This window comes from Cupriavidus sp. U2 (assembly GCF_009663685.2).
In the GTDB taxonomy this organism is placed as follows: domain Bacteria; phylum Pseudomonadota; class Gammaproteobacteria; order Burkholderiales; family Burkholderiaceae; genus Cupriavidus; species Cupriavidus necator_C.
Map to the genome: position 1 here is coordinate 94,837 of NZ_RCOG02000024.1, position 12,474 is coordinate 107,310.

Sequence of the window (12,474 nt, forward strand, 5' to 3'; positions counted from 1 at the left end):
TCGTCGCCGTGGCCTATATTGGGGAGCAGAAGACGGCGCAGCCGCGCCAGGAGACCGCCTGCCATGGCCTTTACCCAGACCGTCGGCGTCCGCCGGCATGTGTTTGCCGACCTGTGCACGCTGCTGGCCCGCGCCAGCCCCGCGCGCTCGGGCGACGCGCTGGCCGGCATCGCCGCCGCCAGCGAGGAAGAGCGGATGGCCGCCCGCATGGCGCTGGCCGACATGCCGCTGTCCCGCTGCCTGACCGAGGCGCTGATTCCGTACGAGGACGACGAAGTCACGCGGCTGATCGTCGACAGCCACGATGCGGCTGCCTTTGCCGAGATCGCCAGCCTGACCGTGGGCGACTTCCGCAACTGGCTGCTGCGCCACGAGACCGATTCGGCCACGCTGGCACGGGTGGCACCCGGTATCACCCCGGAGATGGCGGCGGCCGTCAGCAAGCTGATGCGCAACCAGGACCTGGTGGCGGTGGCGCGCAAGTGCCGGGTGGTGACGCGCTTTCGCGGCACGATCGGCCTGCCCGGCCGCCTGGCCGTGCGGCTGCAGCCCAACCATCCGACCGACGACCCGCGCGGCATTGCGGCGTCCATCGTCGATGGGCTGCTCTACGGGTGCGGCGACGCCACGATCGGCGTCAATCCGGCCGGCGACAACCTGGGCACCATCGTCACGCTGCTGAAGCTGATCGACGATATCCGGACGCGCTACGACGTGCCCACGCAATCGTGCGTGCTGACCCACGTCACCCATACGCTGCGGGCCATGGAGCAGGGCGCGCCCGTTGACCTGGTGTTCCAGTCGGTGGCCGGCAGCCAGGCCGCCAACGCGGCGTTCGGCATCTCGCTGGCGCTGCTGGACGAGGCGCGCCAGGCGGCGCTATCGCTGGCGCGCGGCACGGTAGGCCACAACGTGATGTACTTCGAGACCGGCCAGGGCAGCGCGCTGTCGGCCAACGCCCACCACGGGATCGACCAGCAGACCATGGAGGCCCGCGCCTATGCCGTGGCGCGGCGCTTCGAGCCGTTGCTGGTCAATACGGTGGTGGGCTTTATCGGCCCCGAATATCTCTACGATGGCAAGCAGATCATCCGGGCCGGCCTGGAGGACCATTTCTGCGGCAAGCTGCTGGGCGTGCCGATGGGCTGCGACGTCTGCTACACGAACCACGCCGAGGCCGACCAGGACGACATGGACACGCTGCTGACGCTGTTCGGCGTGGCCGGCATCAACTTCATCATGGGCGTGCCGGGCGCCGACGACATCATGCTGAACTACCAGAGCACGTCGTTCCACGATGCGCTGTACCTGCGCGAGGTGCTGGGCCTGCGGCCGGCCCCCGAGTTCGAGGCATGGCTGCAGCGCATGGGCATGCTGGACAGCGCGGGCCGCCTGCTGGCACCTTCCGCGCGCCAGCCGCTGCTGGGCATGGCCGAATCGCTGTGACCCGATCAGGAGACATCCGATGCCGAATCGTCCAGCACCCCCGGAGCATCCCGCCGATCCCTGGCAACGCCTGCGCCAGTTCACGCGCGCCCGCGTGGCCATCGGCCGCACCGGCCATGCCCAGACCACCGAAACCGTGCTGGCCTTCGGCTTGGCCCACGCGCAGGCACGCGATGCGGTACACCTGCCGCTCGATACCCAGGCCATCGACGCGGCGCTCCAGGATGCCGGGCTGGACACAGTGCACGTCCACAGCGCCGCGCAAGACCGGGACCAGTACCTGCGTCGCCCGGATCTGGGCCGCCGGCTCGACGACGACAGCCGGGCGGCGCTGGCGGCCGATACCGGGGCCGGCGCCCAACCGTTCGACGTGGTGTTCGTGATCGCCGATGGCCTGTCCGCGCTGGCCGCGCAACGCCACGCGGTGCCGCTGCTGCAGGCGGTGCTGGCGCGGCTGCCGACATGGCGGACCGGCCCGGTAGTGGTGGCCCGGCAGGCACGCGTGGCCCTGGGCGACGAGATCGGCGAACGGCTGCAGGCGCGTCAGGTGGTGATGCTGATCGGCGAGCGCCCGGGGCTCAGTTCGCCGGACAGTCTCGGCATCTACCTGACCTACGATCCGCGTGTCGGTCGCACCGACGCGCAGCGCAACTGCATCTCGAACGTGCGCCCGGAAGGGCTTCCCTATGCGCAGGCGGCTGACCGACTGGCGTTTTTGCTACGTGGGGCAGTGGCGCTGGGGCGGTCCGGGGTGGACCTGAAAGACGACAGCGCCGCCAGTGCGGCGACGCTGCCAGGGGCGTGATGCGCCCGGGAGGGCTACAAGGCTACGACATCATCACGCGCGAGAACCTGCCGCGCTGTGCGTCTTCCATCAGCATCATGAACTGGTCGCGGTCCATGTGAACCAGTTCCAGATGGTCGCCCGCCTCGAACCAGACTTCGGGTTCGGCGAACAGGCTTTCGTCGACATAGGTTTGCATGCCGTACGACATCGCGCACGGCGGGATGGCGCCAAGATCGCAATCCTTGAAGACCTCGCGGATTTCGTCCTCGTGCGCCAGCACCAGCTTGCGGCCCGTCATGTCGCACAGGGCCGATAGCTGCAGATGGTGGTTCGACGGGATCACGGCGGCCACGTAGCCGCCTTCATCTTCCAGCAGCAACGTCTTGGCCAGACGATGCCCCGGTACATGTGCCGCGTGCGCCGTGGCCATGCTGCTGAGACTGTAGGGGTGACGAATGATGTCGAACCGGCTGTTCATGCGGCTGAGCCGGCCAGCCAGGGTGCCTGCCATTGCCATGATCGTCTTCCTTCCCGCGCAGGGAGGGCGCGGTTTAGTCCTGAGTGTTCTCACTATAGGCACTGTCGCCGCGCATGCGAGGCCAGATTGCCTGCAGCTCGGTCTTCAGGAAGGTGAGCAGGTAGCGGGTGGCCATGGTCTGGTAGCGGTTGGGCATGGTCAGCATGTAAAGCTTGCTGCCGAACACGCTGATGCGATAGTCGGGCAGCAGCGGCACGAGCGTGCCGTCCGCCAGATCCTTGCCCACCGCATAGAGCGGGAAGATGCCGATGCCGAGCCCGCTGACCACGGCATCCTTCAGGAACGCGAAGTTCTCCGAACTCAGCGTGGGCGCCAGCACCACCTGTTCGCGCGCCCCGGTGGCGTGGCGGATACCCGAAGCCTTCAGTTTCTGGCCAATTGGCGATGCGCAGACGATGGCATGGGCGCCAAGGTCGGCCAGTACCGCCGGCATCGGCCGGCCCGCCAGATAGGCGGGCGCGCCGCAGACAATCCAGTCGACCGTGCCGATCTCGGTGGCCACGACCGAATCTGGCGGCGTCGAGATGATGCGCAGCGCTACCTCGACATCCTCGGACACGAGATTGTGGATGCGGTTGTCGAACACCACGTCGAGCGTGATGTCGGGATAGCGTTGCTTGAACTGCACCAGCAGCGGCGACAGCATGGCGTGCCCCAGGCCGGTGGGTACCGACAACCGCACATGGCCCTGCAGGCTCTTGCCCATGCTGCTGATCAGCGCATTGGCGGCCGCGACTTCGCCGAGGATGTTGCGGCCGTGCTCGTAGAGCCCGGCGCCGACTGGCGTGGCTTCCACGTGGCGCGTGGTCCGGCGCAGCAGCTGCACGCCCAGTTCCTCCTCCAGTGCCTTGAGGTGGTAGCTGACATTGGCGCGCGTCATCTTGAGCTTGCGCGCGGCGGCGCTGAGATTGCCTGCGTCGACGATATCGACGAACAGGCGCAGGGCGTTGAGATCCATGGCGATACTGGCGCGGGAATGAAAAAGGGACCCGAAGGCCCCTCAGTTTGCCATGGCGGCAACCAGGCAAGGTGGGTCGCTACGTGTCCGGGCCAAGGCTTTGTTCCCGGGTTCTCCTGACGTCGCGATATCGCGCCAGCGCAGCAGCATCATTGTCCCGGTAGGCGATATTGTCGTCTTTCTGGCTACTTCCATCGAGCCCCGGCAGCGCAAGCAGCTGCCCGATCCAGTCTTCCGCTGCGGTCAGCGGCCGGACCAAAGGCGCCAGATATCGGTCGAGAATGCCCTTGTCCGGTGTCTGCAATTCCGCTGTCAGTGCTCGCAGGTAATCGTTCTTGCGTGTGCGTGGCCAGTCTATGCAAAAGCCCGCCCGTGCTGAAAGCACGGTATGGACCAGCAGCATGGCCCGACCGTTGCCGTCGAGGAACGGATGCCCCCACGCGAAGGCGCCCATGACGACGCCGGGCTTCCTTCGCATGGCCGAAGGGTCATTGCCCATGCGCAGGCCCCATTCCACAGCTTGCCGGCATCGTTCCGAAGCCTCGAACTGCACTTCGCCTTTTCCGACCAGCCGCCCGGTGTCCAGCATCCGCCGGTCCTGGCCTGCCCATGGGTAAAAGTCGCGAAACAGAATGCTGTGGACTTCAAGAAAATTCTCATAGTCCAGTGGGCCTGGCACAGCGTTCAGGTATGCCAGTGCATCCTCGAGATTGGCCTCGAAAAACGCATGTTCCTGGATCTTGACCTCTTCCAGGTCCTTCAGCTTTTCAAAGTTTCGGAGATACCCTGCAGTGTCGAAGTCACCGAACGGGTCGAACATGCTTGCGTTCCCGCATGTGGTTCGTCATCAGGCGTGCCATCTGGCGGCCGCTGATCAGGTGCCGTTTCTTGAGGGTCACAAGAAGCTTTTCCGTGGCGTCCAGCGAGACATCGTCGCCGGCGGCGCGCGTGGCGGCTTCGGCCCAGTCGTCGAGCCCGGTCCGCTCGAAGCTGACATGGTGGGCCACTGCGAACTCGCGAACGAACTCGCTGACCATGGTGGTGGGCAGTGCATCGAGATCCGTCGGCAGCGGCGTTACGGCTTGATGGCGTCTCATGGTGCCTCGCGGCAGGGTGACATACGGCCAGATTATAAGGTTTGTCTTTGCCGATCAATCACTTGAAAGACAAAAGCCCGCCGGGGGGCGGGCCGTCGCGAAAGCCGACAGGGCCGATCATCCAGCCGTCAGCGGGCGTCTCAATGCTCGTGATGCAGGTACTTTGCCTGGCGTGGCAGGCGCAGGCTGACCAGGAACGCGATGACCATCATGGCGGTCACGTACCAGTAGAACGTGTCCTCCTGACCCGCCTTTTTCAGGGCCAGCGCCACGTATTCGGCCGTACCGCCGAACAGGGCATTGGCGATGGCATAGGCCAGGCCCACGCCCAGCGCGCGTACTTCGGGCGGGAACATTTCGGCCTTCACGATGCCGCTGATCGACGTGTAGAAGCTGACGATGGCCAGGGCCACGCAGATCAGCAGGCCGGCCATTTCGGGGCTCGACACCGTCTTCAGCGCGGTCAGGATCGGTACCGTGGCAATGGCGCCGAGCGCGCCGAACAGCATCATGTTGTGGCGGCGGCCGATGCGGTCGGACAGCGCGCCGAACAACGGCTGCATGCACATGTAGAGGAACAGGCAGACCGTCATCACGTAGCTGGTGGTCTTGATCGGCAGGTGGGCCGTGTTGACCAGGAACTTCTGCATATACGTGGTGAACGTGTAGAAGATCAGCGAGCCGCCGGCGGTATAACCGAGCACCGTGAAGAACGCGGCCTTGTGGTGCCGGAAGATCTCGCTCACCGTGCCGGCGCCCTTGCTGTTGCGCTGCTGTGCGGTGGTGGTCTCATGCAACGTGCGGCGCAGCAACAGGGCCACCACCGCGGTGATGGCACCCACCACGAACGGGATGCGCCAGCCGTAGGACTTCAGTTGGGCTTCGGTCAGCATTTGCTCCAGCAGCACAATGACCAGCACAGCCAGCAGCTGGCCGCCGATCAGCGTCACGTACTGGAACGACGAGAAGAAGCCGCGTCGGCCCTTGAGCGCCACTTCGCTCATGTACGTGGCGGTGGTGCCGTATTCGCCGCCGACCGACAGGCCCTGCAGCAGCCGTGCCACCAGCAGCAGCGCCGGGGCCCAGTTGCCGATGGTCTCGTAGGTGGGCAAGCAGGCGATCAGCAGCGAGCCGAAGCACATCATGACCACCGAGATCAGCAGGGAATTCTTGCGGCCGTTTCGGTCGGCGATACGGCCGAACAGCCAGCCGCCGATCGGTCGCATCAGGAAGCCCGCCGCGAACACACCGGCAGTATTCAGCAGTTGGGCCGTGGGGTCGCCTTTCGGGAAGAAGGCCGGCGCGAAATAGATCGCGCTGAAGGCGTAGATATAGAAGTCGAACCACTCCACGAGGTTGCCCGACGACGCAGCCACAATGGCAAAGACGCGCTTTCTGGTTTCTTCGGGGGACGGTGCCGTGCCGTTGACGGCGGAGGAGGCGATGTCTGTCATAGGACCTTCTGTTCTTGACTTGGCGGCGGGGGCGCCGCTGGAGGATACGGACCAGGAGAGCAAGGTGCGACGTGGACCGGCAAAACCGCCAGCCGGCCTGGGGGCGTCGCAAGTCCGGGCCCGTGTGCCGGCGTAGCGTAACGCGGAACGGCCTGCCCCCCCAAGGGGGGCGGCTTTCGCAATCCCCCTGGCCCTGTTGCAAATGCCTTGCCACCAGCGGTTTTGCGCCGCATTGTCCGATGGGCTGGAAAGAGTTTTTACAAAGCGCGCCCTCGCGGCATGAAAATCCTGGCGGGTGACCGTCGCCGCCGGGCTAACTTGCGTGGGCCGCACGGCTGCGCAATCATGCAGGGCGATGCTGAACGCCGTGCCTTTCGACCCCCCTTGTCCATGACCAATCCGCGTCTCCTGCCCTTCCTGCTGGCACCTTTGCTGTGGCTGCCCGCCGCGGGCGTACTTGCCGAGGGCGATCCCAACCTCGTGCAGTGCCAGCGCATCAACCAGGCGCAATTGCGGACGGCTTCCGAGGAGACGCTGCTGTTCCTGCGCTGCCGGGCGCGGCAGATTTCATATGACGCCCCCCGGCTCAAGGGCGTGACGCAGAAATTCCGGGATGACCTCGTGTTTTCCTGCCTGGACCAGGCCGACGAGATCGAGCACCAATTGCGGGTGGGCCATGGCTACACCCGGGAAAAGCTGGCCCGCAAGAAATGTGACTATTAGGGCTGGTTCGGGGATTGTCAAATTATCTTGACGGTTCTGTCCAAGTCGGCGTGGATTGTCAAAATCGATGGTCGGCGTACCATTGGCGGCCATTGTTGTCGTACCGACTCACCCGGAGACTGTCATGGCCCTCGACGCCGAATCCTTTTCCCTGCTGCGCGCCTCGGTGCAGCGTTTCATCGATGAGCGCCTGAAGCCGGCCGAAGATACCCTTGAGGAAATCGATGACGTGCCGGCCGACATCGTGGCCGACATGAAGGAGATGGGCCTGTTCGGCATCTCCATCCCGGAAAACTACGGTGGCATCGGCCTGTCGATGTCGCAGGAATGCGATGTGGTCTATGACCTCGGCCATACGGCCTTCGCGTTCCGCTCCGTCTTCGGCACCAACGTGGGCATTGGCTCGCAGGGCATCCTGATGGATGGCACCGAGGAGCAAAAGCAGACCTACCTGCCCAAGATCGCCAGCGGGGAGCTGGTCATCTCCTTCGCGCTGACCGAGCCGAACGCCGGTTCGGACGCCGCATCGCTGCAGACGCGTGCCGAGCTCGATGGCGACCACTACGTCATCAACGGCACCAAGCGGTTCATCACCAACGCGCCGCGCGCCGGCGCCTTCACGCTGATGGCCCGCACGGGCGGCCCGGGTGCCTCGGGCATTTCGTCCTTCATCGTGCCGGCCGACACCCCGGGCATCTCGCTGGGCAAGCCCGACAAGAAGATGGGCCAGCGCGGCACCAAGACGTGCGACGTGGTACTGGAAAACGTGCGCGTGCCGGCTGCGAACATCATCGGTGGCGTGCCGGGCGTGGGCTTCAAGACGGCCATGAAGGTGCTGGACCGTGGCCGCCTGCATATCTCCGCACTGGCTTGCGGCATGGCGCATCGGCTGATTACCGATGCCGTCGCCTACGCGAAGGAGCGCAAGCAGTTCGGCAAGCCGATTGGCGACTTCCAGCTGATCCAGGCCATGCTGGCCGACAGCCAGGCCGAACTGTACGCCGGCCTGTCGATGGTGCGCGATTGCGCGCAACGCTACGACGCCAAGCCGGCCGGCCAGAGCGACCCTGAAGTCAGCATGCTGGCGTCCTGCACCAAGATGTTCTGTACCGAAATGGTGGGCCGCGTGGCCGATCGCGCCGTGCAGATCCACGGCGGCGCCGGTTACATCGCCGAATACAAGGCCGAGCGGTTCTACCGCGACGTGCGTCTGCTGCGCCTGTATGAAGGCACCACGCAGATCCAGCAACTGATCATCGCCAAGCAGCTGCTGCGCGACTGATCCGGCTGACCGCAGCGGACCGACCCGAGGGGATAGGAGACAGGATGAGCAAGATCCAGGTTGCGGCCCCACAGGGGACGGCCGCTGCAGACCACGGCGCGGTGCACCGGCTCCGGGCCGTGGTGGCCACGTATCGCACCACGCTGCAGGCCTACACGCTGGTCGTGTCCGCAGACACGCTGATGGCATTGTCAACCGGCCCCGAGCCGGCGCATTCGGCACGCGACTATCGCGCCCAGGCGCATCTGGACCGCCTGCACCACGCGGTACGCGATTGCGGGCTGGCGCTGCCCAGTGCCATCGTCGTGGCGGTGGCCGGCGGCACCATGCGCTGCGAATGCGACCATCTGTATTCGCTGGACCTCGATCCGCGCGCGGGAGACAGCCTGATCGTGCTCGATGGCTACGACCGCCTGGTCGAACTGGCCGATAGCGGGCGCGGCCATATCAAGACGCTGGTCACGGCGGTACTGTGCTCCAACGTGACGACTGCTGCCGAGGCTCCCATGCCTGCCACGGAAGCCGACTGTGCGCTGATGCACGTGTCGGCGGCCGCGCGCTGGGCCGGCGCCACGCGCGTCTGGCAATAAGTCCAACAGTTAGCCGGGCGGTCATTCCGGCAGTCAGCGCGTCACCTGCCGTCAGGCGGTGACGCTGCCCGCATGATCCGGGCTCAGGCCCAAACCGCGTCGACGTCGCGCAGCAAATGGCCCGCCAGGATGTAGTCGCCAAGGCGCGTTGCCTTGGCTTCCAGATCCAGCAAGTCGCGGTCGGCCAGCAGGCCAAGGTCGAACTGGCAGTACAGGTTGCGCTGCCGGAACGTGGTCTTGGGCCTGCCCAGCCCTGCCTGGAGGGCTTCGGGTGTGCGGACGGCGACACTTTCCTGTCCGCGGTATTGCACCTTGATGCCGCGCTTCTCGCCAAGCCGGCCGAGTTCGATGGCGTCCTGCCACCCCGTCTCATAGTCCAGCTCAAGCCCAAGCGCCTGCTCCGAGGCCAGAAGCCTGAGGGCTTCCGCCTTGCTGCCAGCTCGCACAATTGACATCCACACCTCAAGTCTCAAGAAAGACTGTATAAATATACAGTGTTCCGATGCTTGCCTCAAGGGTTGGTGAGGCGCCAGCGGCTCACACGGCCCCCCAGCCCGCAGCCCAGGCGGCTCGGTGCTTGTGAGGCTCAGGGCTTGCTGGCGTCCGGCGGCGCGGCGGCCGCCGGGGTCCCGGCCTCGGCAGGAACCGCAGTCGGCGCCGTCGTACTCGCGCCGAAATCGCCGGCGAATGCTTGCGTCAGCATGGCCGGGCCCAGGTAGCGGCGGATCGCGGCGTTGACGGCTGCGGGCGTGGCCGTGCGGATGCCTTCCTCGATGGCCGCCGTGTGCGCCATGGTCCGGCCCAGGTACGCCTGGTTGGCCAGCGCCCCGGCCAGTGCGCCGTCGCGCGTGCGGCTGACCATGCCCTGCTGCAACAGGCCGCTGGCCGCCTCGGCCACTTCGCTGGCCGTGACGCCGTCGCGGACGAAGCGCGCCATTTCTTCGTCGACGGCCTTGCGCAGGCGGGGCAGGTTCTGCGGGGCATAGGCCGCCCACAGCCCGAACCGGCCCGCGCGGTCGAGCGCGCCGACCGTCAGCGAACTGGAAACCCCATAGCTGATGCCGTCAAGTTGCCGCAGGCGGTCGGCCAGACGGCTGCGCATGCCGGTGCCGCCGAACACGCGGCTCGCGATCAGCATCAGCGGGTAGTCGGGCGAGTCGCTGACCAGATCCACCGGCTGCGAGGCCAGGTAGACCGCATTGGCTTTGCCCGGCGTGTCGAGCGTGAAGTCGGTCGGGGGAATCGCCACGAACGGCCGGTCCACCCGCTCGAACGGTACCTGGGCGCGCCAGTCGCCGAACAGGAATGCAGCTTGCCGGATCGCGTCATCGGCATCGAAATCGCCCACGATCGCCAGCTGTGCATGCTCCGCGCCATAAAAGCGCGCATGGAAATCGCGCAGGTCCGCGACCGATACGGCGCGCAGATCGGCCACGCTTTCGTCGAACGTTGGCGTGTAGCGCGGGTCGCCGGGCGGGTACGGATTGCCGTGACGCCCCAGGGCATTCGGCGCCAGTGCGTTGGGCTGCTTGCGCTGGCTTTCGATGCCGGCGACGCTGCTGGCCCGCAGTGTCTCCAGTTCATTGCCGGGGAAGGTCGGCATGCGCAGCACGGTGCGCAGCAGCGCCAGCAGGTCGGGCAGGTATTCGCGCCGCGTGTCGAAGCGTACGGTGACCCGTTCGTCGCTGCCCGATATCGACACGTTGGCTTTCAGCGCCTCGAAGCGGTCGGCGATCTGCTGCCGTGTGAACGCACCGGCGCCACGGTCGAGCATGGCGCCCGTCATGGACCCCACCGCATTCTTGCCCTGCAGCGCCTGCAGATTGCCGATGTGCAGGACCAGCGTGCCGTTGACTGCGCCGCCCCGCGTGGGCTTGGGCAGCAAGGCAAGCTGCATGCCGTTGGGCAGCGTCTGGCGCACGGTATGGGCGTCGATATTGGCCGGGGTTGGGTCGAAGGCGGCCACGGCCTGCGCCGCCGGCTTGCCCGTGTAGTGCTGCGTCAGCGCGGCCAGGTCGGGCGCGGCGGGGATGGCGGCCAGCTGTGGCTTGTCTCCCGGCACGAATTCGCCCACCGTGCGGTTGGCCGGGCGGAAGTAGTTTTCGGCCACGCGCTGCACGTCGGCCCGGGTGGTGGTCTCCACGCGGTCGCGGTTGATGAAGAACAGCCGCCAGTCGCCCTTGGCGATGGCACCGGACAGCGCCACGCCGTAGGCGGCCGGATCGTTCAGCGTCTTCTCGTAGCCATTGCGCAACCGCACCCGGGCGCGCTCCACTTCCTCGTCGGTGACGGGCTGCGTCGCGACGCCCTCCACCGTGGCGATCAGCGCATCGCGCACCGGTGCGATCGGACGATCCTTGCTGGTGCCCGCCGCAAACTGGATCACCCCCGGGTCCTTCATCGACGTGAAGAACGACCCCTGCCACGCGGCCTTGCGGGTGTCCACCAGGCTGCGCTCGAGCCGGCCGCCCGGCGTGTCCGCCAGGATGACCGCCAGCATGTCCAGCGCGGTGATGTCGGGGTGCGCGCCCGGTGCCACGTGATACATCGCCGACACGATGCTGCTGTCGCCCGGACGCACCAGGGTCAGCTCGCGCGCGCCTTCCTGGGCCGGCTCGACCGTGTACTCGGACGGCAGCACGCGCGTCGGACGCGGAATCGCGCCAAAGGCCTGTTCGATCCGGGCAAGCGTGCGCGCCGGGTCGAACTGCCCCGTGACCACCAGCACCGCGTTGTCGGGCTGGTAGTAGCGGCGATAGAACGCCTGGAGGTTGTCGATGCCCACGCGCTCCACGTCGCTGCGCGCGCCGATCACCGCCTTGCTGTAGTTGTGCCAGCGGTAGGCGGCCGCGTACATCTGCTGCTGCAGCATGCGCATGGGATTGTTCTCGCCAATCTCCATTTCATTGCGCACCACCGTCATTTCGCTGTCCAGGTCCTTGCGCGCCACGAAGCTGTTGACCATGCGGTCGGCCTCCATGCGCAGGGCCCAGTCGAGGTTGTCCTCGCTGGCCGCGAAGGTCTCGAAGAAATTGGTACGGTCCTGGTTGGTGGTGCCGTTGTACTGCATGCCGCGCCGCGCGAATTCGGTCGGAATGGTCTTGCCCGGCAGCGACGGCGTGCCCTTGAACAGCAGATGCTCGAGCAGGTGCGCCATGCCCGTTTCGCCGTAGTTTTCGTGGCGGCTGCCGACCAGATAGGTCATGTTGACCGTGGTGGTGGGCTGGGCGTCGTCCGGTGCCAGCAGGATGCGCAGTCCGTTGGGCAGCCGGTATTCGGTGATGCCTTCGACGGTCGTGACGGGTGTGGCGCGTGCCACCGGCGCGGCGGCCGGGGGCGCAGCCAGCGGACCCGTCCGCGCCGCATGGACGACGGGGACGCTCAGGCCGCAGACGATGGCCATGGCAATGCCGGCGATTCGGGTCATGCCGGCAACGGGACGACGACGGTTCATGCAGACTCCAGAAGCGGCATGCAACGCCGCAGGTGAGCAGATTCTAGCCTCAGCGGCGCGCCGTGCAACGCGGCCGACCGCACTTTCAGAATCGGGCGCAAAGTGACGTCGTCCTTCCTTCAGAACCGCTTCAGGCGGATGTCCG

12 protein-coding genes are annotated in these 12,474 nt (G+C 66.3%); 5 read left to right on the forward strand and 7 right to left on the reverse strand.

All coding sequences use genetic code 11. The features are described 5' to 3' along the window. Nucleotides 1-63: 63 nt before the first annotated feature. Both D9X30_RS18010 and eutC read left to right on the forward strand, forming a co-directional pair. Entirely contained in the window at nt 64-1,446 is a 1,383-nt protein-coding gene (locus tag D9X30_RS18010; RefSeq protein ID WP_153948648.1) for an ethanolamine ammonia-lyase subunit EutB, read from the forward strand. A gap of 19 nt (nt 1,447-1,465) precedes the next feature. After that, the gene (eutC, locus tag D9X30_RS18015; RefSeq protein WP_153948647.1) at nt 1,466-2,251 is read left to right on the forward strand and encodes an ethanolamine ammonia-lyase subunit EutC; all 786 of its coding nucleotides are present in this window, start codon (nt 1,466-1,468) and stop codon (nt 2,249-2,251) included. A gap of 22 nt (nt 2,252-2,273) precedes the next feature. On the opposite strand, the gene D9X30_RS18020 is transcribed toward eutC, so the two are convergent. From D9X30_RS18020 to D9X30_RS18040, 5 genes are all read right to left on the reverse strand, one after another. Next, nucleotides 2,274-2,750, reverse strand: coding sequence for an aminoacyl-tRNA deacylase (locus D9X30_RS18020; protein WP_153948646.1), 477 nt, complete (start codon nt 2,748-2,750; stop codon nt 2,274-2,276). Nucleotides 2,751-2,784: 34 nt separating this feature from the next. Further along, nucleotides 2,785-3,729 carry a LysR family transcriptional regulator gene (locus D9X30_RS18025; RefSeq protein ID WP_153948645.1) on the reverse strand — a complete coding sequence of 315 codons (945 nt, stop codon included), beginning with the start codon at nt 3,727-3,729 and terminating at the stop codon, nt 2,785-2,787. A gap of 79 nt (nt 3,730-3,808) precedes the next feature. After that, nucleotides 3,809-4,549: a Fic/DOC family protein gene (locus D9X30_RS18030; protein ID WP_153948644.1), complete on the reverse strand. Its 741-nt coding sequence runs from the start codon at nt 4,547-4,549 to the stop codon at nt 3,809-3,811. Further along, entirely contained in the window at nt 4,530-4,826 is a 297-nt protein-coding gene (locus D9X30_RS18035) for a hypothetical protein (RefSeq protein ID WP_153948643.1), read from the reverse strand. Before D9X30_RS18035 ends, D9X30_RS18030 begins: the two co-directional genes overlap by 20 nt. Before the next feature lie 140 nt (nt 4,827-4,966). Further along, nucleotides 4,967-6,280 (reverse strand): MFS family transporter, encoded by a 1,314-nt coding sequence (locus D9X30_RS18040; protein WP_153948642.1) that lies wholly within the window; start codon nt 6,278-6,280, stop codon nt 4,967-4,969. Nucleotides 6,281-6,559: 279 nt separating this feature from the next. Between D9X30_RS18040 and D9X30_RS18045 the strand changes: the two genes are divergently transcribed. From D9X30_RS18045 to D9X30_RS18055, 3 genes are all read left to right on the forward strand, one after another. Further along, nucleotides 6,560-7,003, forward strand: a complete 444-nt coding sequence (locus D9X30_RS18045) for a hypothetical protein (RefSeq protein WP_228770976.1) — start codon at nt 6,560-6,562, stop codon at nt 7,001-7,003. 124 nt (nt 7,004-7,127) lie between these two features. Then, the gene (locus D9X30_RS18050) at nt 7,128-8,285 is read left to right on the forward strand and encodes an acyl-CoA dehydrogenase family protein (protein ID WP_066732580.1); all 1,158 of its coding nucleotides are present in this window, start codon (nt 7,128-7,130) and stop codon (nt 8,283-8,285) included. A gap of 44 nt (nt 8,286-8,329) precedes the next feature. Further along, a complete protein-coding gene (locus tag D9X30_RS18055; RefSeq protein ID WP_153948641.1) occupies nt 8,330-8,875 on the forward strand; it encodes a hypothetical protein in 546 nt (181 codons plus the stop codon). 83 nt (nt 8,876-8,958) lie between these two features. Here D9X30_RS18055 and D9X30_RS18060 read toward each other — a convergent pair whose 3' ends face one another. Next, nucleotides 8,959-9,330: a PHA-granule associated protein 4 gene (locus D9X30_RS18060; protein ID WP_153948640.1), complete on the reverse strand. Its 372-nt coding sequence runs from the start codon at nt 9,328-9,330 to the stop codon at nt 8,959-8,961. A 131-nt stretch (nt 9,331-9,461) separates the two neighbouring features. Next, entirely contained in the window at nt 9,462-12,329 is a 2,868-nt protein-coding gene (locus D9X30_RS18065; protein WP_153948639.1) for a M16 family metallopeptidase, read from the reverse strand. Nucleotides 12,330-12,474 lie beyond the last annotated feature (145 nt).

Coding starts and splice junctions, on each gene's coding strand:
- D9X30_RS18025 (WP_153948645.1), bottom strand. CDS start 3,729: ATGGATCTCAACGCCCTGCGCCTGTTCGTCGATATCGTCGACGCAGGC.
- eutC (WP_153948647.1), top strand. CDS start 1,466: ATGCCGAATCGTCCAGCACCCCCGGAGCATCCCGCCGATCCCTGGCAA.
- D9X30_RS18045 (WP_228770976.1), top strand. CDS start 6,560: ATGAAAATCCTGGCGGGTGACCGTCGCCGCCGGGCTAACTTGCGTGGG.
- D9X30_RS18065 (WP_153948639.1), bottom strand. CDS start 12,329: ATGAACCGTCGTCGTCCCGTTGCCGGCATGACCCGAATCGCCGGCATT.
- D9X30_RS18050 (WP_066732580.1), top strand. CDS start 7,128: ATGGCCCTCGACGCCGAATCCTTTTCCCTGCTGCGCGCCTCGGTGCAG.
- D9X30_RS18030 (WP_153948644.1), bottom strand. CDS start 4,549: ATGTTCGACCCGTTCGGTGACTTCGACACTGCAGGGTATCTCCGAAAC.
- D9X30_RS18055 (WP_153948641.1), top strand. CDS start 8,330: ATGAGCAAGATCCAGGTTGCGGCCCCACAGGGGACGGCCGCTGCAGAC.
- D9X30_RS18035 (WP_153948643.1), bottom strand. CDS start 4,826: ATGAGACGCCATCAAGCCGTAACGCCGCTGCCGACGGATCTCGATGCA.
- D9X30_RS18020 (WP_153948646.1), bottom strand. CDS start 2,750: ATGGCAATGGCAGGCACCCTGGCTGGCCGGCTCAGCCGCATGAACAGC.
- D9X30_RS18040 (WP_153948642.1), bottom strand. CDS start 6,280: ATGACAGACATCGCCTCCTCCGCCGTCAACGGCACGGCACCGTCCCCC.
- D9X30_RS18010 (WP_153948648.1), top strand. CDS start 64: ATGGCCTTTACCCAGACCGTCGGCGTCCGCCGGCATGTGTTTGCCGAC.
- D9X30_RS18060 (WP_153948640.1), bottom strand. CDS start 9,330: ATGTCAATTGTGCGAGCTGGCAGCAAGGCGGAAGCCCTCAGGCTTCTG.